The 21,997-nt window shown below is 61.5% G+C and carries 21 protein-coding genes; 16 read left to right on the forward strand and 5 right to left on the reverse strand.

Features of this window, described 5'->3' with window-relative positions; translation table 11 throughout:
* Positions 1-51 precede the first annotated feature (51 nt).
* The 6 genes from lysS (at position 52) to AC07Y2_RS17465 (ending at position 5,794) form a co-directional block, all read left to right on the forward strand.
* Complete coding sequence (lysS, locus tag AC07Y2_RS17440; RefSeq protein ID WP_039769614.1) at positions 52-1,554, forward strand: lysine--tRNA ligase; 1,503 nt, start codon at positions 52-54, stop codon at positions 1,552-1,554.
* Positions 1,555-1,672: 118 nt separating this feature from the next.
* The gene (locus AC07Y2_RS17445; protein ID WP_011332647.1) at positions 1,673-2,377 is read left to right on the forward strand and encodes a TetR/AcrR family transcriptional regulator; all 705 of its coding nucleotides are present in this window, start codon (positions 1,673-1,675) and stop codon (positions 2,375-2,377) included.
* A gap of 145 nt (positions 2,378-2,522) precedes the next feature.
* Complete coding sequence (locus tag AC07Y2_RS17450) at positions 2,523-3,077, forward strand: hypothetical protein (RefSeq protein WP_103386451.1); 555 nt, start codon at positions 2,523-2,525, stop codon at positions 3,075-3,077.
* A gap of 33 nt (positions 3,078-3,110) precedes the next feature.
* Positions 3,111-4,388 carry a flavohemoglobin expression-modulating QEGLA motif protein gene (locus AC07Y2_RS17455; protein WP_064593712.1) on the forward strand — a complete coding sequence of 426 codons (1,278 nt, stop codon included), beginning with the start codon at positions 3,111-3,113 and terminating at the stop codon, positions 4,386-4,388.
* Between the two features lie 165 nt (positions 4,389-4,553).
* Positions 4,554-5,468, forward strand: a complete 915-nt coding sequence (locus tag AC07Y2_RS17460; RefSeq protein WP_103386452.1) for an alpha/beta hydrolase — start codon at positions 4,554-4,556, stop codon at positions 5,466-5,468.
* Positions 5,465-5,794, forward strand: coding sequence for a PA3694 family proteiin (locus tag AC07Y2_RS17465; protein WP_074691261.1), 330 nt, complete (start codon positions 5,465-5,467; stop codon positions 5,792-5,794). The genes AC07Y2_RS17460 and AC07Y2_RS17465 overlap by 4 nt, the downstream gene beginning before the upstream one ends.
* Positions 5,795-5,861: 67 nt before the next feature.
* On the opposite strand, the gene lptF is transcribed toward AC07Y2_RS17465, so the two are convergent.
* The 3 genes from lptF to AC07Y2_RS17480 form a co-directional block, all read right to left on the reverse strand.
* On the reverse strand, positions 5,862-6,656 hold the full coding sequence (gene lptF / locus AC07Y2_RS17470; RefSeq protein ID WP_074691263.1) for a lipotoxin F family OmpA-related lipoprotein LptF: 795 nt from the start codon (positions 6,654-6,656) through the stop codon (positions 5,862-5,864).
* 55 nt (positions 6,657-6,711) lie between these two features.
* On the reverse strand, positions 6,712-7,116 hold the full coding sequence (locus AC07Y2_RS17475; RefSeq protein WP_011332653.1) for a DUF4398 domain-containing protein: 405 nt from the start codon (positions 7,114-7,116) through the stop codon (positions 6,712-6,714).
* A gap of 366 nt (positions 7,117-7,482) precedes the next feature.
* The gene (locus AC07Y2_RS17480; RefSeq protein WP_039769621.1) at positions 7,483-7,827 is read right to left on the reverse strand and encodes a hypothetical protein; all 345 of its coding nucleotides are present in this window, start codon (positions 7,825-7,827) and stop codon (positions 7,483-7,485) included.
* A gap of 214 nt (positions 7,828-8,041) precedes the next feature.
* Here AC07Y2_RS17480 and ppc point away from each other — a divergent pair, with 214 nt between their 5' ends.
* From ppc to AC07Y2_RS17515, 7 genes are all read left to right on the forward strand, one after another.
* Positions 8,042-10,672: a phosphoenolpyruvate carboxylase gene (ppc, locus tag AC07Y2_RS17485; protein ID WP_103386460.1), complete on the forward strand. Its 2,631-nt coding sequence runs from the start codon at positions 8,042-8,044 to the stop codon at positions 10,670-10,672.
* A gap of 288 nt (positions 10,673-10,960) precedes the next feature.
* Entirely contained in the window at positions 10,961-11,611 is a 651-nt protein-coding gene (adk, locus tag AC07Y2_RS17490; protein ID WP_064593717.1) for an adenylate kinase, read from the forward strand.
* Between the two features lie 95 nt (positions 11,612-11,706).
* Complete coding sequence (gene tsaB / locus AC07Y2_RS17495) at positions 11,707-12,381, forward strand: tRNA (adenosine(37)-N6)-threonylcarbamoyltransferase complex dimerization subunit type 1 TsaB (protein WP_039769625.1); 675 nt, start codon at positions 11,707-11,709, stop codon at positions 12,379-12,381.
* Positions 12,382-12,553: 172 nt separating this feature from the next.
* Complete coding sequence (locus tag AC07Y2_RS17500) at positions 12,554-12,862, forward strand: hypothetical protein (RefSeq protein WP_007954720.1); 309 nt, start codon at positions 12,554-12,556, stop codon at positions 12,860-12,862.
* Complete coding sequence (locus AC07Y2_RS17505; protein WP_039769627.1) at positions 12,862-13,722, forward strand: DUF72 domain-containing protein; 861 nt, start codon at positions 12,862-12,864, stop codon at positions 13,720-13,722. Before AC07Y2_RS17500 ends, AC07Y2_RS17505 begins: the two co-directional genes overlap by 1 nt.
* Before the next feature lie 31 nt (positions 13,723-13,753).
* Positions 13,754-14,590 carry an isocitrate lyase/PEP mutase family protein gene (locus AC07Y2_RS17510; protein WP_103386453.1) on the forward strand — a complete coding sequence of 279 codons (837 nt, stop codon included), beginning with the start codon at positions 13,754-13,756 and terminating at the stop codon, positions 14,588-14,590.
* Positions 14,591-14,592: 2 nt separating this feature from the next.
* Positions 14,593-15,285, forward strand: a complete 693-nt coding sequence (locus AC07Y2_RS17515; RefSeq protein WP_103386454.1) for an extensin-like domain-containing protein — start codon at positions 14,593-14,595, stop codon at positions 15,283-15,285.
* Between the two features lie 4 nt (positions 15,286-15,289).
* On the opposite strand, the gene AC07Y2_RS17520 is transcribed toward AC07Y2_RS17515, so the two are convergent.
* Complete coding sequence (locus tag AC07Y2_RS17520) at positions 15,290-15,904, reverse strand: energy transducer TonB (RefSeq protein WP_103386455.1); 615 nt, start codon at positions 15,902-15,904, stop codon at positions 15,290-15,292.
* A 93-nt stretch (positions 15,905-15,997) separates the two neighbouring features.
* Between AC07Y2_RS17520 and AC07Y2_RS17525 the strand changes: the two genes are divergently transcribed.
* The gene (locus AC07Y2_RS17525; RefSeq protein ID WP_039769635.1) at positions 15,998-16,780 is read left to right on the forward strand and encodes a class I SAM-dependent methyltransferase; all 783 of its coding nucleotides are present in this window, start codon (positions 15,998-16,000) and stop codon (positions 16,778-16,780) included.
* A 45-nt stretch (positions 16,781-16,825) separates the two neighbouring features.
* Here AC07Y2_RS17525 and AC07Y2_RS17530 read toward each other — a convergent pair whose 3' ends face one another.
* Positions 16,826-17,461 (reverse strand): TetR/AcrR family transcriptional regulator, encoded by a 636-nt coding sequence (locus AC07Y2_RS17530; RefSeq protein WP_085612275.1) that lies wholly within the window; start codon positions 17,459-17,461, stop codon positions 16,826-16,828.
* Between the two features lie 94 nt (positions 17,462-17,555).
* Between AC07Y2_RS17530 and AC07Y2_RS17535 the strand changes: the two genes are divergently transcribed.
* Complete coding sequence (locus AC07Y2_RS17535; RefSeq protein WP_103386456.1) at positions 17,556-18,656, forward strand: efflux RND transporter periplasmic adaptor subunit; 1,101 nt, start codon at positions 17,556-17,558, stop codon at positions 18,654-18,656.
* Between the two features lie 6 nt (positions 18,657-18,662).
* A complete protein-coding gene (locus AC07Y2_RS17540) occupies positions 18,663-21,731 on the forward strand; it encodes an efflux RND transporter permease subunit (RefSeq protein WP_103386457.1) in 3,069 nt (1,022 codons plus the stop codon).
* The last annotated feature ends 266 nt before the right edge of the window (positions 21,732-21,997 follow it).

Genomic DNA, 21,997 nt, shown 5'->3' on the forward strand with positions numbered 1-21,997 from the left:
GTCCCCCGTCGCCGGCGGGGGCAACGAACCTGTGATGGAAAATTTAAAGACATGAGCGACCTACAACTCGATCCGCAAGCCCTGCAACAGGAAGAAAACTCCCTGATCGCTCTGCGCAAGGAAAAGCTTGCTGCCGAGCGCGCCAAGGGCAACGCCTTCCCGAACGACTTCCGCCGCGACAACTACTGCGATGCGTTGCAGAAACAGTACGCGGACAAGACCAAGGAAGAGCTGGCAGAGGCTGCGATCCCGGTCAAGGTTGCAGGTCGCATCATGCTCAACCGTGGCTCGTTCATGGTGATCCAGGACATGACCGGTCGCATCCAGGTCTACGTCAACCGCAAGACCCTGTCCGAAGAAACCCTGGCCGCGGTGAAAACCTGGGACATGGGCGACATCATCGCCGCCGAAGGCACCCTGGCCCGCTCCGGCAAGGGCGACCTGTATGTCGAGATGACCAGCGTGCGCCTGCTGACCAAATCCCTGCGCCCGCTGCCGGACAAGCACCACGGCCTGACCGACACCGAACAGCGCTACCGTCAGCGCTACGTTGACCTGATCGTCAACGAAGACGTGCGCCAGACCTTCCGCGTACGTTCGCAAGTGATCGCGCACATCCGCAGCTTCCTGATGAAGCGCGACTTCCTCGAAGTCGAAACGCCGATGCTGCAGACCATTCCTGGCGGCGCCGCGGCCAAGCCGTTCGAAACCCATCACAACGCGCTGGACATGGAAATGTTCCTGCGTATCGCGCCGGAGCTGTACCTCAAGCGCCTGGTGGTTGGCGGCTTCGAAAAAGTGTTCGAGATCAACCGCAACTTCCGTAACGAAGGCGTTTCGACTCGTCATAACCCAGAATTCACCATGTTGGAGTTCTACCAGGCTTACGCCGACTACGAAGACAACATGGACCTGACCGAAGAACTGTTCCGCGAACTGGCGCAGCTGGTTCTGGGCAGCACCGACGTGCCGTACGGCGACAAGGTGTTCCACTTCGGCGAGCCGTTCGTGCGCCTGTCGGTGTTCGACTCGATCCTCAAGTACAACCCTGAGCTGACCGCCGATGACCTGAACGACATCGACAAGGCTCGCGCCATCGCCAAGAAGGCCGGCGCCAAGGTGCTGGGCTTCGAAGGTCTGGGCAAGCTGCAGGTGATGATTTTCGAAGAGCTGGTCGAGCACAAGCTGGAACAGCCGCACTTCATTACCCAGTATCCGTTCGAAGTGTCGCCGCTGGCTCGTCGCAACGACGACAACCCGAACGTCACCGACCGCTTCGAGCTGTTCATCGGCGGCCGTGAAATCGCCAACGCCTACTCCGAGCTGAACGACGCGGAAGACCAGGCCGAGCGTTTCATGGCGCAGGTGGCCGACAAGGACGCCGGCGACGACGAAGCCATGCACTACGACGCTGACTTCGTTCGCGCGCTGGAGTACGGCATGCCGCCGACGGCCGGTGAAGGTATCGGCATCGACCGTCTGGTGATGCTGCTGACCAACTCCCCGTCGATCCGCGACGTGATCCTGTTCCCGCACATGCGGCCACAAGCGTAAGTGTTTCAATAAAAAAGCCGCCTGAAATAGGCGGCTTTTTATTGCCTGTCTGGTACAAACGTATCAAATGGTTAATTTTGAAGAAAACAACAGAGGTATGCCTGTCGTGATCGGTGCAATGGCTCAAGAGGGTGCAGCGGGAATCGCCACTGCGGTCGCTGAAAGTGTTCAGTACCAGGGCCGCAAGGCCAGCCGGCAGGGCAGTGAACAGCGTCGACAGGACATTCTCGATGCGGCGATGCGCATTGTCGTGCGCGACGGTGTGCGGGCCGTGCGTCACCGGGCGGTGGCGGCCGAGGCCGGTGTGCCGCTGTCGGCCACCACGTATTACTTCAAGGACATCGATGACCTGCTCACCGATACCTTCGCCCAGTACGTCGAACGCAGCGCGGCCTACATGGCCAAGCTGTGGATCAACAACGAAGGCCTGCTGCGCGAAATGGTGGTCAGCGGTGACGGCAGCCCGGAATCGCGTTCGCAACTGGCCGACGATATCGCGCGGTTGATGGCCGACTACGTGCACCGGCAACTGGTCAACCGTCGCGAGCATTTGATGGCCGAGCAGGCGTTCCGCCAGGAAGCGCTGCTCAACCCGCGTCTGGCGGAACTGGTGCGTTCCCATCAGCAGATTCTGTTGCAGGGCACCTGCCAGTTGTTCCAGGTATTGGGCTCACGCGAGCCACAGCAGGATGCCAAGGTGTTGACGGCGATTATCGGACGGATGGAATATCAGGGCCTGCTCAACGACGCCGAGCCTTTGGCCGAAGAGGACATGCTCGGCATTCTGACGCGCTATATGCACCTGGTACTCGCGTCGGTGTAATTCTCGACCCTGATCGTTCCCTCGCTCTGCGTGGGAATGCCGCCATGGACGCTCTGCGTCCAATGTGACGCAGAGCGTCACTGTATGCATTCCCACGCGGAGCGTCGGAACGATCAGAAGAAACGGGTGTTCAAGGGAGTGTCGAATGAAAGCCTGGCGTGGCGTGCTGATCGCCTTGTCGTTCCTGCTGCTCAGCGGATGTCTGGTGACCTTCAAGGAGCCGCTGCCCGCCAGTGAACCGGCGCCCAAGGGCCTGCTCGGCAAATGGTCGAGCACCAATGCCTGGGGCGAGCCGATGAATCTGGAGCTGACGCGCCTGGGCAACGACCGCTATCAGGCGGTTGCGTATTTCAAAGCCAAACCCCGGGAGCGTGAAGCCTATCCGTTCACGGTGTCGCGCCACGGCAACCGCTGGTACCTGTCGGCGAGGGTGCCGGCGCAATACGGCGGGCACTTCACCATCGCCGGCTTCGAGATCACCGACAAGCGCGAACTGGTGATCTACAACCTCGACCTCGAACAGATCAACCAGGCCATCGCCCAGAAAGCCCTCGACGGCCAGGGCTTCCAGACCGATGACGGCGAGGGCGTGCAGGTCGACAGCCCGCTTGAAAAGGTCTTTGCTTACCTCGACGACCCGGCCAATTCCGACGTTTTCGTCGAAGCGGCGCGCTATCAGCATCAGGCCAAAGCCAAATAATTCAGTTCGTCACGTTTTCTACAGGAGTTTCGGGTGGACGATTACCAGCAGACGATACGCATTCTGTCCGATCGCATAGTGCTGGCGCAGACGCCGATCCGCGTGCTCGACGCGGTCAAGTGGGACGAGAACATCCGCAAGGGCTTCCTCAAGGCCAAGGGCAAGGAATTGCCGGCGGTGGATCGTGACTACTACCTCAACCGGCCGCTGTCCTTCGATTCGAGCAAGGTCAAGCTGGAATTCCAGAACATCGAGCGCGACATCACCCGTCAGCTCGGCCAGTTCAACCCGGTCGGCCAGATCATGCGCCGCATGTGCAAGGAATACCGGATGGTGGTGCGCATGCTCGAAGCGCGCGGCACCGAGGATTTCGGCCTGATTTCCCAGGAACTGTACGGCGCCGCGTCCGATGCGTTCCACGCCGGTGACCCGACCCTGGCCGACCTCGGCCTGATGATGTCGGACTATCTGAACAACATCGACGGCCGTGGCGACCTGAAGGACGAACCGAAGATCCTCACCGCCAAAGACGCCGTGCACCTGCTGCAAACTCGCCTGAACAAGGTGTTCGGCGAGGCTGAAGAAACCATCCGCGTGTTTGAGTCCGACGGTATCGTCGCCGATGCGGCGGCGGGTGCCGACTACATCAAGATCCGCACCGACGCGATGTTCAACGACCGCGACGTGCGCGCGCTGGAAGTTCACGAAGGCCTGGTGCACGTCGGCACCACGCTCAACGGCTTGAACCAGCCGATCTGCACCTTCCTGTCCAAGGGCCCGCCCTCGTCGACGGTGACTCAGGAAGGCCTGGCGATCCTGATGGAAATCATCACCTTCGCCTCCTACCCGAGCCGCCTGCGCAAACTGACCAACCGCACCCGCGCCATTCACATGGTCGAGGAGGGTGCGGACTTTCTGCAGATTTTCGAGTTCTTCCGCGAGCAGGGCTTCGAGATGGCGGAAAGCTACGGCAACGCCAGTCGGGTTTTCCGTGGATCGACGCCGACCGGCCTGCCATTCACCAAAGACTTGTCCTACCTCAAGGGCTTCATCATGGTTTACAACTACATTCAGTTGGCCGTGCGCAAGGGCAAGCTCGAGCAGATCCCGCTGTTGTTCTGTGGCAAGACCACGTTGGAAGACATGCGAACCCTGCGTCAGTTGGTGGACGAAGGATTGGTGGTGCCGCCGAAGTACCTGCCGGACCAGTTCCGCGACATGAACGCGTTGTCGGCGTGGATGTGCTTCTCCAACTTCCTCAATCACTTGAGCCTGGACCGGATCGAGGCGGATTACTCCAACATCCTGTAACCACACCGATTGATCGTTCCCACGCTCTGCGTGGGAATGCATCCCGTGACGCTCCGCGTCACAGTGGACGCGGAGCGTCCATGGCGGCATTCCCACGCGGACGGTTCGACGCCTCGACGTGGGAACGATCTAATTCCAACCCGAAATTTTGCGAGGTTTCACCGGATGAGAATCCTCGGCATCCTTTGCCTGCTTCTGACCCTCGGCGGTTGCAGTTCCTTGCTGTTCTACCCTGAACCGGGGCAGATCTTCACCCCGGAAAAGGCCAAGCTCGAATACCGCACCGTCACCCTGACCACCGCCGACGGCCTCAAGCTGAATGCCTGGTGGCTGCCGGCCAAACCGGGTGTCGAGGTCAAGGGTACGGTGCTGCACCTGCACGGCAACGGCGGCAATTTGCCGATGCACTTGGGCGGGAGCTGGTGGTTGCCGAAGAACGGCTATCAGGTGCTGCTGGTGGACTATCGCGGTTACGGTTTGTCCGAGGGCGAACCGAGCCTGCCGGCGATCTATCAGGACATCGATGCCGCCTTCGCCTGGCTGGACAAGGCGCCGGAGGTCAAAGGCAAGCCGCTGGTGCTGCTGGGCCAGAGTCTCGGCGGGGCGATGGCGGTGCATTGGCTGGTGCAACATCCGCAAAGGCAAAAACAGCTCAAGGCCCTGGTGCTCGACGGCGTGCCCGCCAGTTACCGCAGCGTCGGCCAGTACGCCCTCAGCACTTCATGGTTGACCTGGCCGTTTCAGGTGCCGCTGTCGTGGCTGGTGCCGGACAGCGACAGTGCGATCAACGCCATGCCGCAGCTCAATGGCGTGCCGAAACTGATCTTCCACAGCCTCGACGATCCGCTGGTGCCCCTTTCCAACGGCATCCGTCTGTATCAAGCTGCGCCGCCACCGCGTGTGCTGCAGCTGACCCGGGGCGGGCATGTGCAGACCTTCGGCGACCCGGTCTGGCGTCAGGTGATGCTGCGCTACCTCGACGATCCCGAACACTTCAACGGCCTGCGCCGTCTCGGCGAGATCCCGAATTATCCGACACCCCCGAATTCTGAAGACGAACCACCAGAGAGTCCGCAATGAGTGAAGAACGTAACGCCATCCCGCTGATCATCACCGGCATCTGCAGCATCCTCGGCACCGTCGGCGCCCTGTGGTACTACGGCTACCTGCACTTCGCCAAACCCGAGGATGCGTTGCTGCTCAACGACTTCACCATGCTCAAGACCGTTCCCGGCGAAGACTACAAGGTCTCCCTGACCCCGGCGCCGCAAGTGGCGCAATGCATCGATGGCGTGCTGGTGCTGTTCGACACCGAACAGAAAGGCCTGACCGGGGTGCTGGTCAACAGCCAGAAAAGGGCCGTGCGCTGCATGGGCCAGGAGACGCCGCAGAAGCTCGAAGAGTAAATCTGCGTCAGACAAAAAAGCCCCGCCTGATCACTCAGGCGGGGCTTTTCATTTACCGCTCAGCGAATCAGTGCGAGGTCGAGCTCACGGCCGAACGCGGCATCACTGGCTGGTTGTCGTTGGAAATGGTCACTTCCACGCGACGGTTCATCGCACGGCCCGAGACCGAGGTGTTATCCGCCACCGGGTATTCCTTGCCATAACCCTGTACGACGATACGCGACGGGTCTACACCCATCTTGATCAGCGCAACCTGCACCGAAGTCGCGCGACGCTCGGACAGCGACTGGTTGTAGCTCGCGGTACCGGTGCTGTCGGTGTAGCCCTCGACGATCACTTTGCGATCAGGGTTTTCCTGGAGGAATTGCGCCAGTTTGTTGATGTTCACCAGACCGCTGGATTTCAGGTCGGCCTTGTTGGTGGCGAACAGCACGTCACCGAAAGTCACCAGCGTGCCGCGGTCGGTCTGCTTGGCGTTGAGACTGTCCTGCAGCTGTTTGATCTGCTGATCGCGGGCATCCAGACGGGCCTGGGCACGTTGGGCGGCGGCGTTCTTCAGGTTGTTTTCAGCGGTGCGCAGAGCGATGGTCTGCTTGGCCACTTCCACGCGCTGGTTGGTCAGATAAGCCAGTTGATCGACCTTGGCGGCGTCTTCTTTATCCAGATAAGCCTTGTCGGCCTTGTCCAGATAGTCGCTGGCGTCCTTGGTTTCCAGCGCAGCGACCTTGCTTGCCTGCGGGTTGGCCTGCAGGCCGGCGTAGTTGGTGCGTGCCTGTTCCAGGTTCGGGTTGGGTGGCGTGGAGCAGGCAGCCAGGGCAACGCTTGCAGCCAGGAGAGCGGGGATCATCAGTTGTTTACGCATAATCGTTCGTCCTTTATATCGATAAGAGTTTCAGCCTTGCGGTCGGGATGCGCGCTTACTGCACTGGGCGCTGACTTTCCTGACGCAATTCCTGAACACCTTTCTGGGAGTCCTTCACAGCCAGTTCGGCCTTGGCTGCCTGAGCCTTGCGTTCGGCAACGCGGGCATCCCACTCGGCCTGCTCGGACAAGCGACGGGCTTCGTCATACTTCTTGTCGTGCATGGCGATTTCGGCTTGCTTCAGCTTGTCCTGAGCCTGCTTCATCTCCACGGCGGCGAACTCGGTACCGCCAGCGCTGACCGCGCTGTTGACTGCCGATTGAGTGACGGCGTATTGCTCGGTCGGTGGATTGCCGGCACAACCGGCCAGCACGAAGCTGGTGCCGATGGCCAGAGCAGCCAGTTTCAGACCGCGCAGGTGGGAGAACGAGGTTTGGGTCTTCATGGTCTTCAACTCCATTGGTTAACTCCTTGGAAGCTTCGAAATCCATCCTGGTCGAGGAGTGACAACCGTCATGTGTCAGCGCGTTTTGAAACGCTCGTTCCAGGCGTGGTTACCTGTTCCGACCGAAGGCATTTTTCAAAAGTTCAGAAAAGATGGCCCATCGCCAAAAAAAACTTTGACCGAACGGACAGGGCTCTAAACCGGGAACTTTGGCGGTGGGCAGAGGTACGCGCGGGCGAGAAACGGCGCAAAAGCGGAGGGGGGGACACAGTCCCTGTGGGAGCTGGCTTGCCAGCGATGAGGCCATCAAATACAGCACATGTGCTGCTGAACTGACGCCATCGAGGGCAAACCATTCCCACCGTTCTGAAGGGTCAGGAATCAGTGTTTCTGCTTCCCGGCAGCAGCCGACAAGTCATGCAGATGACGCCGCGACAACGCGAGAAAACGCGGGGTCGGGCCGACATCCTCATACAGCGGATCGCCTTCTTCGTCGGTGGCGACCACGGTCGAGCCTTTCACATACGGCAGGCTCGCTTCGAACTCTTCGAGGGCGGCGCCGATCAGCTCGCCGAGCAATTCTTCGGCATGGCGTTTGGGGTACATCTCGGCGATCGCCGCCAGCCGTGCGGCAGCTTCCACATCCAGTTGAATCGTGTAGCCGGTGTCGGTCAGGCGACCCTTGGCGGTTTCTTCCCAATGCTGGGCGAGTTCACGGATTTTCATAAAAACCTCATGTCGCACCTGCTCATGGCAGGTCTTGGTGAGTGTCCGGCGTATGCCGGCGGCAAGCCGTTGTGCGGCTTACCCTTGAGACTAGCTTCAACCCTCAAGGTTTAAAGTCCCTTCGTCGTCTGCTTGTAAGAAGCGTCCCAGAGCGGCACTCTCTGTTCATCCACTCACTTGCGATCCGTCACCGATTACTGCTGGAGAGATGCTGATGACCGATATTGATGCACGCTTGCGCGAAGACGTTCACCTGCTCGGTGAGCTGTTGGGCAACACCATTCGTGACCAGTACGGCGAGGCGTTTCTCGACAAGATCGAGCAGATCCGCAAGGGCGCCAAGGCCGACCGGCGCGGCTCGATGGACGCCGAACTCAGCGCCAGCCTCAATCAATTGAGCGAAGACGAACTGCTGCCGGTGGCGCGAGCCTTCAACCAGTTTCTCAACCTGGCGAACATCGCCGAGCAGTACCAGCTCATCCATCGCCGCGAGGAGACCCAGGCCGCGCCGTTCGAGTCCCGCGTGCTGCCGGAACTGCTCGCCCGCCTGCGCAAGGAAGGGCACAGTGCCGAATCCCTGGCCCGGCAACTGGCGCGGCTGGAAATCGAACTGGTACTGACCGCGCACCCGACCGAAGTGGCCCGGCGCACGCTGATCCAGAAGTACGACGCGATTGCCGCGCAACTGGCGGCGCAGGATCACCGTGACCTGACCACGGCCGAACGCGAGCAGATCCACAACACCCTGCAACGCCTGATCGCCGAAGCCTGGCACACCGAAGAAATCCGCCGCACCCGCCCGACTCCGGTGGACGAAGCGAAGTGGGGTTTTGCGGTGATCGAACATTCGCTGTGGCAGGCGATTCCCCACCATATGCGCAAGGCCGATCAGGCGCTGTTCGCCGCTACCGGTTTGCGCTTGCCGCTGGAAGCTGCGCCGATCCGCTTCGCTTCGTGGATGGGCGGTGACCGCGACGGTAACCCGAACGTGACCGCTGCCGTGACCCGCGAAGTGCTGTTGCTGGCGCGCTGGATGGCGGCGGATCTGTACCTGCGTGATGTCGATCACCTGGCCGCCGAACTGTCGATGCAGCAGGCCAACGACGCGCTCAAGGCCCGGGCCGGCGACAGTGCCGAGCCGTATCGGGCAGTGCTCAAACAATTGCGTGAACGGCTGCGCGCCACGCGCAACTGGGCTCATGCATCGCTGACCGCAACCACCCCGGCACCGGCCGATGTGCTGCACAACAACCGCGACCTGCTCGATCCGCTGGAGCTGTGTTTCAACTCGCTGCACGAATGCGGCATGGGCGTGATCGCCGATGGGCCGTTGCTCGATTGCCTGCGCCGGGCCGTGACCTTCGGTCTGTTCCTGGTGCGACTCGATGTGCGTCAGGATTCGTCGCGCCACAGCGCGGCCATGACTGAAATCACCGATTACCTCGGCCTCGGCAAATACGAGGAGTGGGATGAAGAACAGCGCATCAGCTTCCTGACCCGCGAACTGCAAAACCGTCGGCCGCTGCTGCCGGCGCATTTCAAACCCTCGGCCGACACCGCCGAAGTGCTCGCCACCTGCAAGGAAATCGCCGCCGCGCCGGGCGCTTCGCTGGGCTCCTACGTGATCTCCATGGCCGGTGCCGCTTCCGATGTGCTGGCGGTGCAACTGCTGCTCAAGGAGTCCGGCGTACTGCGGCCGATGCGCGTGGTGCCGCTGTTCGAAACCCTTGCCGACCTCGACAACGCAGGACCTGTGATCGAACGCCTGTTGCTGCTGCCCGGTTACCGCGCGCGGCTGCAAGGCCCGCAGGAAGTGATGATCGGCTATTCCGACTCGGCCAAGGACGCCGGCACTACCGCTGCGGCCTGGGCGCAGTACCGGGCGCAGGAGCGGCTGGTGGAAATCTGCCGCGAGCAGCAAGTCGAACTGCTGCTGTTCCACGGTCGTGGTGGCACCGTAGGCCGTGGCGGCGGCCCGGCGCATGCGGCGATTCTGTCGCAGCCGCCGGGGTCGGTGGCCGGACGTTTCCGCACCACCGAGCAGGGGGAAATGATTCGATTCAAATTCGGCCTGCCGGACATCGCCGAGCAAAACCTCAATCTGTATCTGGCGGCGGTGCTCGAAGCGACCCTGTTGCCTCCGCCGCCACCAACCCCCGAATGGCGGCATCTGATGGACGAACTGGCCGCTGACGGCGTCGCTGCTTACCGTGCGGTAGTGCGGGAGAACCCGCAATTCGTTGAGTATTTCCGTCAATCCACACCGGAGCAGGAGTTGGGCCGCTTGCCATTGGGCAGCCGTCCGGCCAAGCGCCGCGCCGGCGGGATCGAAAGTCTGCGGGCGATTCCATGGATCTTCGGCTGGACCCAGACTCGCCTGATGCTGCCGGCCTGGCTCGGCTGGGAAACCGCATTGAGCAAAGCATTGGAGCGCGGCGAAGGCGAATTGCTCGGGCAGATGCGCGAGCAGTGGCCGTTCTTCCGCACCCGCATCGACATGCTGGAAATGGTGCTGGCCAAGGCCGACGCCGATATCGCGCTGTCCTACGACGAGCGTCTGGTGGAGCCGGAGTTGCTGCCGTTGGGTGCGCACTTACGCGACCTATTGTCGCAGGCCTGTTCCGTTGTCCTCGGCCTGACCGGTCAGTCGCAGCTACTGGCACATAGCCCGGACACCCTGGAATTCATCCGTCTGCGCAACACCTACCTCGACCCGCTGCATCTATTGCAGGCCGAGTTGCTGGCGCGTTCGCGGCAGCAGAATGTCGAGCAGGGCAGCCCGGTGGAACAGGCGTTGCTGGTGTCTGTGGCGGGGATTGCCGCCGGTTTGCGAAATACCGGCTAAGGTTTTCTGCGTGGGGCGGGGCACCCGGGGCGAACCTCGGGTGCCGTTTATTGGCCGTGGGAAAAATGCGGTCAGGCGACAGTTAATGATGGGGTTGCGACTTGGGGAACCGCGTCGCAAGGTCGCGGCGGGCGCCGGTTTCTCCGACTTTTGGCGTCTTGTGTGGGCGCAGCCTGCTGTGTATCTTGATCAGCCTTTGGCCGTTTGGGCGGCCACGACCCGTTTTATGAGATTGGCCCCACGAGGCGAATCCGTTGTTTTTTATATAAAAAATTGAGGAGCACATCGATGCGCGTCATTCTGCTGGGAGCTCCCGGGGCCGGTAAAGGTACTCAGGCTAAGTTCATCACCGAGAAATTCGGCATTCCGCAAATCTCCACCGGCGACATGCTGCGTGCTGCGGTCAAGGCCGGCACCGAGCTGGGCATCAAGGCCAAGAGCATCATGGATGCCGGCGGCCTGGTGTCGGATGACCTGATCATCGCGCTGGTCAAGGACCGTATCGCTCAAGCCGATTGCGCCAAGGGTTTCCTGTTCGATGGCTTCCCGCGCACCATTCCTCAGGCTGAAGCGCTGGTGACTGCCGGTGTCGAGCTGGACGCCGTGGTCGAAATCGCCGTTGAAGACGAAGAAATCGTTCAACGTATCGCCGGGCGTCGCGTTCACGAGGCCAGCGGCCGCGTTTACCACATCGTCTACAACCCGCCGAAACTGGCCGGCAAAGACGACATCACCGGTGAAGAGCTGGTACAGCGCAAGGACGACACCGAAGAAACCGTGCGCCATCGCCTGTCGGTCTACCATTCGCAGACCAAGCCGCTGGTGGAGTTCTACCAGAACCTGTCCGCCAAAAACGGTGGCAAGCCGAAGTACAGCCATATCCCTGGCGTCGGTTCGGTTGAAGCGATCACCGCCAAGGTGCTTGAAGCGCTGAGCTGAAAAACCTGATCCGCTGCATCATCCACGGCCCGCTTGCGGGCCGTAGTTGTTTATACTGGCGCACTTTTTCCCCCACCTGATTTACGGACACATCGATGAGCACCTTGCTGGCCCTGGACACCGCGACTGAAGCTTGCTCCGTTGCCTTGCTGCATGACGGCAAGGTCACGAGCCATTACGAGGTGATCCCGCGCCTGCACGCGCAGAAACTGCTGCCGATGATCCAGCAACTGCTGGCCGACGCCGGCACCACCCTGCAAGCGGTGGACGCCATCGCCTTCGGACGTGGCCCGGGCGCATTCACCGGTGTGCGGATTGCCATTGGCGTGGTGCAAGGCCTGGCCTTTGCGCTGGATCGCCCGGTGTTGCCGGTGTCGAACCTGGCCGTGCTGGCGCAACGGGCTTATCGCGAGCACGGCGTGAGCCAGGTCGCGGCCGCCATCGATGCGCGGATGGATGAGGTGTATTGGGGCTGCTATCGCGAGACGGCCGGGGAGATGCGTCTGGTCGGCACCGAAGCGGTGCTGCCGCCGGAAGTCGCTGCGCTGCCGGACGATGCTTCGGGTGACTGGTTCGGAGCCGGCACTGGCTGGGGTTATGGTGAGCGCATCGCTGTAAACCTCACTGGATCTGACGCTGGCATGCTGCCCCACGCCGAAGACCTGCTGACCCTGGCGCGATTTGCCTGGGAGCGCGGTGAAGCGATTCCGGCAGACGACGCCCAGCCGGTTTACCTGCGCGACAAAGTGGCCACCCCGAAAGCCCGCTGAGGCCATTCACCCTGTGGCATTCGCCGCAGGGTCCCACCCGATCTGCCAATCGTCCGTTTCTAACCCCGCGCTTTAAACCTTTTGCCTTTTATGTGTTCTAGTTATCACTCGGCGATTTGCTAAGTCGGTCAGGTGCCGCTAAATTGCCATCATCGATACCGAGCATGACTTTATGCGTATAGACGGCGTTTCCACTCATTCCTACCCCATCAAGCGCAAGCCTCGCAAAGGCAATCCGGCGCTGGATGAGTCCGTCGACGATATCGACGGCGAGCTGGAATTCCCGACCGAAGAGCAACTGGCTGCCCGTGCCGCCAAAGCCACCGCGCAACGCCTGAGCAATCTGCCCGCCCGCCAACAAGACATGATTTATCACCGCGCGATGAAGAAAAGCGTGGCCATGGCCCTGGCCAGCTACCTGAGCACCGCCGGTTTTGTCGATTGGGATGCAGACGTGCTGGGCCTCGATCTGTACATCTGATGGATCTGCCTTACTACCTCGGTTGCCCGTCCTGGAGCGAAAACGCCTGGCGCGAGTATCTGTATCCGGTAGACGCCAAGACCTCCGATTTCCTCGGACTCTATTCGCAAGTGTTCAACGCCGTGGAAGGCAACACGACCTTCTACGCCAGCCCTTCGCCTGCCACCGTGCAGCGCTGGGCCGAGGTGATGCCGGAGCACTTTCGTTTCACCGCCAAGTTCCCCGGTGACATCAGCCACAGCGGCGACTTGCGCGATCAACTGACCGCCGCCGAAACCTTCCTCCAGCTACTCAAGCCGCTCGGTGAGCGCGTCTCGCCAATGTGGTTGCAACTGTCGAAAAGCTTCACCCCGCACCGTTTGCCGGAGCTTGCTGCGTTCATCGATGCGCTGGATTGTCCGCTGGCTGTGGAGGTGCGCCATGAACAGTTCTTCGCCAAGGGTGAGAGTGAGCGACTGCTCAACCGGCTGCTGCTGGATCGCGGTGTGGAGCGCATCTGCCTTGATCCGCGCGCACTGTTCAGTTGCCTGTCGACCGAGTCGTCGGTGATCCACGCTCAATCGAAAAAGCCCCGCGTTCCGACGCGTCCGGCGGCGTTCACCCAGTTCCCGCAGGTGCGCTTCATCGGCCATCCGGAACTTGAGGCCAACGACCCGTTCCTGGTGCCGTGGGTGGCGAAGATTGCCGAGTGGATCGAAGAGGGCCGCACGCCGTACATCTTCCTGCACACCGCCGACAACATTCTTGCGGCGAAGCTGGCGCAACGTTTTCACGCACAACTGATGCAACGTTTGCCTGGCCTGCGACCTTTGCCTGAGCTATACAGAGAACCCGCCGCCGAGCAACTTGGCCTGCTCTGAGGCGGATTTTTTCCTGCCCAGGAGCCTGCCGATGGATGCCCAAGCCCCTCAACAACAAGCCCGTAAAGCCGAAGCCTTCAAAGCCCTGCACGAACGCCCCGGGATTTTCGTGATTCCCAATCCGTGGGATGCCGGTTCCGCGAAGATGCTCGCCAGTCTCGGCTATCAGGCGCTGGCGACCACCAGCGCCGGTTATGCGTTTTCCCAAGGCAAGCCCGATGGTGGCCTGAGTCTTGACGATACGTTGGCCAATGTCCGGGCGATTGTCGCGGCCACCGATCTGCCGGTGGCGGTGGATCTGGAAAACGGCTTCGCCGACGCCCCGGCCGAATCGGCGCAGAGTCTGATCCGCGCCGCCGAGGCGGGCGCCGTGGGTGGCTCGATCGAAGATGCCACCGGCCGGGAAGACTCGCCGATCTACTGCTTCGAACACGCGGTGGCACGGATCGAAGCCGCCGTCGCTGCCGTGCGCACCTTGCCGTTTCCCTTCACCCTGACCGCCCGTGCGGAAAACTATCTGCACGGCAATCCCGATCTCAACGACACCATCCGCCGCTTGCAGGCCTTTGCCGAAGCCGGCGCTGACGTGTTGTACGCGCCGGGCCTGCGCACCGCCGAAGAAGTTCTGGCGGTGGTGCGCGCGGTGGCGCCGAAACCGGTCAATGTGTTGATGTCCGGCGGCTTGAAGCTGACGGTGCAACAGCTGGAAGAAATGGGCGTGAAGCGGATCAGCACCGGCTCGGCGCTGGCACTGGCGGCGTTGGGTGAGTTTTTCCGCGCGGCGGAAGAAATCCAGCAGTCCGGCACGTTCACCTTCACCTCCCGTTCGATGCCGTACGCCAAGGCCAATCAATTCTTCAAGGGATAAGCATGGGGCGCTGGCTGGTGTTGGCAGGGCTGCTGATCATTGGTGGCGGGCTGATCGGCGTCTGGCGCGGCTGGCTCGATGTGCCGCCGCAGTGGAACCCGTGGGCGCCGCTGGACGTGCAGGCGACGCCCAACTGGCTCACGGGCTACAAGTTGATGCGCCTGCGCAGCGATCCGGCCCTGTGCGCACAGGCGCTGGGCAGCTCTGGCCTGCGGGTTTCGCCACAGGCCGACAGTCCCGATGCCAAATGCCCGCTGATCGGCGCTTTGCGCGTGCAGGGCGGCGGGGTGGGGCTCAGCAGCAGCTTTCTCGCCAGTTGCCCGTTGGCCGTGGCGTTCGCGATGTTCGAGCACCATACGCTGCAACCGGCGGCGCAGCAGGCCTACGGTCAGTCGGTGGCGCGGGTCGATCACCTCGGCAGCTTCGCCTGCCGCAACGTCTACAACCGCGATAGCGGCGCGCTTAGCCGCCATGCCCGCGCCGATGCGCTGGACATTGCCGGCTTCCGTCTGGCGGATGGTCGCGCGATCAGCGTGCTCAAGGACTGGCCGAAGCAAAATCAGAACGCGCAGTTTCTACGTCAGGTGCGTGATGGCGCCTGCGAGGCGTTCAGTGTGGTGTTGAGTCCGGATTACAACGCCGCCCATCGCAATCACTTTCATGTCGATGTCGGGCGCTGGAGCGTGTGTCGCTGAGGGATCAGGCGGCGATGCGCAGGTTCTGCTGAACGATCGGGCGCACCCAGCCGTTATCGAAGTCCAGGGCTTTCTGCTGCTCGACGATGGCTTCCGGCGGGAACGGCGGGTAAGGCTGCAGCAGATCCAGGTCGAACTCGGCAATCGGCAGGTACAGCGGTTTTTTCTGCGGGGCAGGGCCCGGCTCCGGAATAGGCTGGCCGTTGTTGATCACTACCGGGCGAACCCAACTGTTGTCGAAATCCTGCTGCTTTTGCTGAGTCTTGATTTCTTCTGGCGGGAACGGAGGGTACGGCTCGGCCAGTGTCATGTCGATTTCGGCGATCGGCAGGAACAGCGGCTCCGGCGGACGCACCTCGGTTTCCACCACATCGCATTCGCGCTGGTTGACGATGTGCGCATACAGTTCGCTGCCGACAGTCGGTTCTTCAGGGCTTTCCAGGTCAACCGGTGGAAACGTGCCGCACGCCGGCACCACATCACTCGATTGCTCGGCCAGTGCCTGGGCAAAAAAATCCTGCCACAGGTGGCTGACGCCGCCCAATGCTTGAGTGTTATGACGGCTGAAATCGCCTGTGGGCGAAATGTAGCCAATCGATGTGGGAAGAATGCCTGACATTTTTTTCGGTTGACGCTCAGCTCTGGCAAAATGCGCGTTGATTGGGTTATCGGCGGTTTTTGCCGATCCTTAACTTTTTTGAGCGTGTTTTCCATGATTGAGCAACCCGCGGCCTGCCGCATCCATGTCGAGGCCCTCGGCCCGACGTTCGAAGCGCAGGCCGAGCAGTGGGCGCAACGCCTGAACCTGCCGTTGCAGGTGGCTGACGGCGAGTTTGCCCTGCAGGTCGGCGAGCAGGGTTTGCAGCTGCAACAACTGGGGCCGGATGCGCCGGGGCCGGTGCGGGTCGACTTCGTCGAGGGTGGTGCGGCCCATCGCCGGTTGTACGGCGGCGGCAGTGGGCAAATGATCGCCAAGGCGGTCGGCATCGCCCAAGGCGTGCGTCCACGGGTGCTGGATGCCACGGCAGGGCTGGGCAAGGATGCGTTCGTGCTGGCCAGTCTCGGTTGCGAGATGAACCTGATCGAGCGCCAGCCATTGATCGGCGCGTTGCTGGAAGATGGTCTGGCCCGTGCGGCTGAAGACTTCGAGGTGGCGCCGATCGTGGCGCGGATGAAGCTGCTAAAGGGCAACTCCATCGACGTGATGCGCAATTGGGAAGGCGAGCCGCCGCAGGTGATCTACCTCGACCCGATGTTTCCGCATCGTGAGAAAACCGCGCTGGTGAAAAAGGAAATGCGCCTGTTCCGTCCGCTGGTAGGCGATGATCCGGATGCACCGGCGTTGCTGGAAGCGGCGTTGGCGCTGGCCACGCACCGGGTGGTGGTCAAGCGCCCGCGCAAGGCGCCGTGCATCGAAGGGCCGAAGCCGAGCCATGCGCTGGATGGTAAATCCAGTCGTTACGACATCTACCCGAAGAAAGCGCTCAAGGCCTGAGCCGTCGCATAAGAAAATCCCACGCATGGCGTGGGATTTTTGTTTTCAGGGTCGAAAGGCCCGCATGAACAGCCCGACCACTTCCTGCACATGACTTTCTGCCGCCTCGCCGGTCAGTGGCTCACCGCAGCCGTACAACAGACGGAAATTCCCGGCACCCTTTATCAGGCAAAAGAAGTGCTCGGCGGCGTTGTGCGGGTTGTCGATGCTCAGCACGCCGGTTTCGTGAATCCGCCGCAGCAAACGTTCCATGCCCTGCACCATGCGCTGAGGGCCGGCCTCGAAGAAGATCAGTGACAGGTTGGGATCCTGACTGCCCAAGGCCATGATCAGGCGATGCAGGTTCACCGATTCATCGCTGTTGATCAGGTGATGAAAACCTCGCGCAATGTTCAGCAACACATTTTCCACGGCGATGCCGTCCGGCAATTCGAAGAACAGCGGCGGCAATTGCTCCTCGCATTTGGCCACTACAGCGGCAGAGAACAGCGTCTCCTTGTCGTTGAAATGGCTGTAGACCGTCAGCTTCGACACCCCGGCCTCGGCGGCCACCGCGTCCATGCTGGTGTTGGCATAGCCGTGACTCAGAAACAGGATTTTCGCCGCCTCGAGAATCGCCTGGCGCTTGGCCGGATCCTTCGGTCGGCCCGGGCCGTTTGGAGTGGAAAGATTGTTCGACATTCTTCGCTTTTAATACTGGACTGGTGAGTTTGCTATTAATAACATACCGGCCAGTATAATTATTCCAAGCCTCCTTAGCGAAAGGTCCTTCACCATGTTCCGCCATGCGTTGTCCTTTGCGGTGCCAGTCAGTCTGGCGTTTTTGTTGTCGGCGTGTGGCAAGGAAGAGGTAACGCAAGTCAGCGTGCGACCGGCCATGGTGGTGCAGCCAGAGCCTTCGGCGCAGGCGATGGAAAGTTATCCGGGTGAGGTTCGCGCCCGCTACGAACCCGATCTGGCGTTCCGCATCGGCGGCAAAGTCAGCCGACGACTGGTCGAGGAAGGCCAGCGCGTCAAGGCCGATCAGCCGCTCGCCGAACTTGATCCGCAGGATGTACGCCTGCAACTGGAAGCCACCCGGGCCCAGGTCGCGGCGGCCGAAGCCAACCTGAACCTGGTGCGTGCCGAGCGTGACCGCTACAAGACCCTGATGGAACGGCAGATGGTCAGCCGCTCGGCCTACGACAATGCCGAGAACCTCTACCGCTCCGGCGAAGCCCGCCTCAAACAGATCAAGGCCGAATTCAACGTCTCGACCAATCAGGCCAGTTACGCCGTGCTGCGCGCGCCCCAGGATGGCGTGGTGGCCAAGCGTTCGGTGGAGGTCGGGCAGGTGGTCGCCGCCGGGCAGACCGTTTTCACTCTCGCCACTGACGGCGAACGGGAAGTGCTGATCAGCCTGCCGGAGCAGAGCTTCGGTCGCTTCAAGGTCGGCCAGCCGGTGTCGGTAGAGCTGTGGACTCAACAGAACCAGCGCTTTGCCGGGCAGATCCGTGAGCTGTCGCCGGCCGCCGATCCGAAATCCCGCACCTTCGCCGCACGCATTGCATTCACCGCCGGCAAGGTCCCGGCAGAACTGGGCCAGAGCGCCCGGGTCTTCGTGCAGACCGCCGATGTCATCCCGCTGTCGGTGCCGCTCTCGGCACTGACCGCCGAAAACGGCGCGACCTACGTCTGGGTCGTCAGCGCCAACAACACCCTGAAAAAGACCCCGGTGCGCGTCGGCCCGTTCGGTGAGAAAACCGTGCCGGTGCTCGAAGGCCTGAACGCCAGCGACTGGGTGGTTGCCGCTGGCGTTCACGTATTGCTGGAAGGGCAGCAGGTGCGTCCGGTGGATCGCTCCAATCGTGTGGTCAATCTGGCGGACAAGGAGTAATCCCCGATGGGTTTCAATCTTTCCGCCTGGGCGCTGCGCAATCGCCAGATCGTACTGTTCCTGATGCTTTTGCTGGCGATTGTCGGTGCCTTGTCCTACACCAAGCTCGGCCAGAGCGAAGACCCGCCGTTCACCTTCAAGGCGATGGTCATCCAGACCCGCTGGCCCGGCGCAACGGCTCAGGAAGTCTCGCGCCAGGTTACCGAACGCATCGAAAAGAAACTGATGGAAACCGGCGAGTACGAGCGGATTGTTTCGTTCTCGCGCCCCGGTGAATCCCAAGTCACGTTCATTGCCCGCGACTCGATGCATTCGGTGGAGATTCCGGATCTCTGGTATCAGGTGCGCAAGAAAGTCAGCGACATTCGCCAGACCCTGCCGCCGGGCATTCAGGGGCCGTTTTTCAACGATGAGTTCGGCACCACCTTCGGCAATATCTATGCGCTGACCGGCGACGGTTTCGACTACGCGGTGCTCAAGGATTACGCCGACCGCATCCAGATCCAGCTGCAACGGGTCAAGGACGTGGGCAAGGTCGATCTGCTCGGTTTGCAGGACGAGAAGGTCTGGGTCGAATTGTCCAACGTCAAGCTCGCCACCCTCGGCTTGCCGCTGGCAGTCGTGCAGCAGGCGCTGGAGGAACAGAACGCGGTGTCCACCGCAGGGTTTTTCGAAACCGGCAGCGAGCGTTTGCAGCTGCGGGTGTCGGGGAATTTTCAGACAGTCGACGAGATCAAGAACTTCCCGATCCGGGTCGGTGATCGTACGTTCCGCATCTCCGATGTCGCTGACGTGCGGCGCGGTTTCAACGATCCTCCGGCACCGCGCATGCGCTTCATGGGCGAGGATGCGATCGGCCTGGCGGTGGCGATGAAGGATGGCGGCGACATTCTGGTGCTGGGCAAGGCCCTGGAAATCGAGTTCGCCCGCATCCAGAAAAACCTGCCGGCCGGCATGCAGTTGCGCAAGGTCTCCGACCAGCCCGCCGCCGTGAAAACCGGTGTCGGCGAGTTCGTCCAGGTGCTTGTCGAGGCACTGGCCATCGTGTTGCTGGTGAGTTTCTTCTCCCTCGGCGTACGCACCGGCATGGTGGTGGCGCTGACCATTCCGCTGGTGCTGGCGATGACCTTCGCCTGCATGTATTACTTCGGCATCGGCCTGCACAAAATCTCCCTCGGCGCGCTGGTGCTGGCGCTGGGTTTGCTGGTGGACGACGCGATCATCGCCGTGGAAATGATGGCGATCAAAATGGAGCAGGGTTTCGACCGGATCAAGGCTGCCAGTTATGCCTGGACCAGCACCGCGTTCCCGATGCTCACCGGTACGCTGATTACGGCCGCAGGCTTCCTGCCGATTGCCACGGCGCAATCCGGCACCGGCGAATACACCCGCTCGATCTTCCAGGTGGTGACCATCGCCTTGCTCGCATCCTGGGTAGCGGCGGTGGTGTTCGTGCCGTATCTGGGGGAAAAGCTCCTGCCGGATCTGGCGAAAATTCACGCGGCCAAACACGGTACGGCTGACGGCCAAACCGATCCCTATGGCACGCCGTTCTACCAACGGGTACGGCGTCTGGTGGAGTGGTGCGTACGTCGGCGCAAAACCGTGATCGTGCTCACCGTGCTGCTATTTGTTGCGTCGCTGGCGTTGTTCCGGTTCGTGCCGCAGCAGTTCTTCCCGGCTTCCGGGCGACTGGAGCTGATGGTCGATCTGAAGCTTGCCGAAGGCGCTTCGCTGGCCAACACCACCGCCGAGGTCAAACGACTGGAAGCGATGCTCAAGGATCACGCCGGCATCGACAACTATGTCGCTTACGTCGGCACCGGTTCGCCACGTTTCTACCTGCCGCTGGATCAACAACTGCCGGCGGCGAGCTTCGCCCAGTTCGTCGTTCTGGCGAAAACCATCGAGGAGCGTGAAGCGCTGCGCACTTGGCTGATCGACACCTTGAACGAGCAGTTCCCGGCCTTGCGTTCGCGGGTCACGCGCCTGGAAAACGGTCCTCCGGTTGGCTATCCGGTGCAGTTCCGTGTCACCGGCGAGCACATCGAGGAAGTCCGTGCTTTGGCGCGCAAGGTGGCGGCCAAGGTGCGCGAGAACCCGCATGTGGTGAATGTGCATCTGGACTGGGAAGAGCCGAGCAAGGTCGTGTACCTGAACATTGATCAGGATCGCGCCCGGGCACTGGGTGTGAGCACGGCGAATCTGGCGAAATTCCTCCAGAGTTCGCTGACCGGCTCCAGCGTCAGCCAGTACCGCGAGGACAACGAATTGATCGAAATCCTCCTGCGCGGCACCGTGCACGAGCGCACCGAACTGTCGTTGCTGCCGAGTCTGGCGGTGCCGACCGACAACGGTCGCAGCGTCGCGCTGTCGCAGATTGCCACGCTGGAATATGGCTTCGAGGAAGGCATCATCTGGCACCGCAATCGTCTGCCAAACGTGACGGTGCGCGCCGACATCTATGGCAAGGAGCAGCCGGCGACGCTGGTGAAGCAGATCCTGCCGACGCTTGATCCGATTCGTGCCGAATTGCCGGACGGTTATCTGCTGGATGTCGGCGGTACGGTGGAGGATTCGGAGCGTGGGCAGAAGTCGGTGAACGCCGGGGTGCCGATGTTCATTGTCGTGGTGCTGACGTTGCTGATGGTGCAATTGCGCAGTTTTTCGCGCACGGCGATGGTGTTTCTGACCGCGCCGCTGGGGTTGATCGGGGTAACGCTGTTTCTGCTGGTGTTCCGTCAGCCGTTCGGGTTTGTGGCGATGCTCGGGACGATCGCGCTGTCGGGGATGATCATGCGTAACTCGGTGATTCTGGTGGATCAGATCGAGCAGGACATCGCCGCCGGGCTCAAGCCGTGGCAGGCGATTATCGAGGCGACCGTGCGGCGGTTCCGGCCGATTGTGTTGACGGCTTTGGCGGCGGTGTTGGCGATGATTCCGCTTTCTCGCAGTGTGTTTTTCGGGCCGATGGCGGTGGCGATTATGGGGGGGTTGATTGTTGCTACTGCTCTGACGCTTTTGTTTTTGCCGGCGTTGTATGCGGCTTGGTTCAGGGTTCGCAAGGAGTCTTGATTTGGTTTGGTGAGCTTGGCGGCCTTCGGGCCGACCAGACTCTTGGGGTTTTGGGTGAATATCCGTTTCTGCGGGTGTTGCGACTGGCGGTTTCGCCCTTACGGCGAGTCCCTTTTGCAAACGCCCAAAAGGAACCAAAACGCTGCGCCCCGGCGTTCGGCCCCTCGCTGGGGCTCGGGGTTCCTTCGTTCCGGGATTCATCCGGGGGCATCGCCTCCGGTTTGCTTCGCTGCACCTCCTCTCGATGTGTTTGGCTTCGCCAAACG

This window comes from Pseudomonas sp. GW456-12-1-14-TSB6 (genome assembly GCF_059424205.1).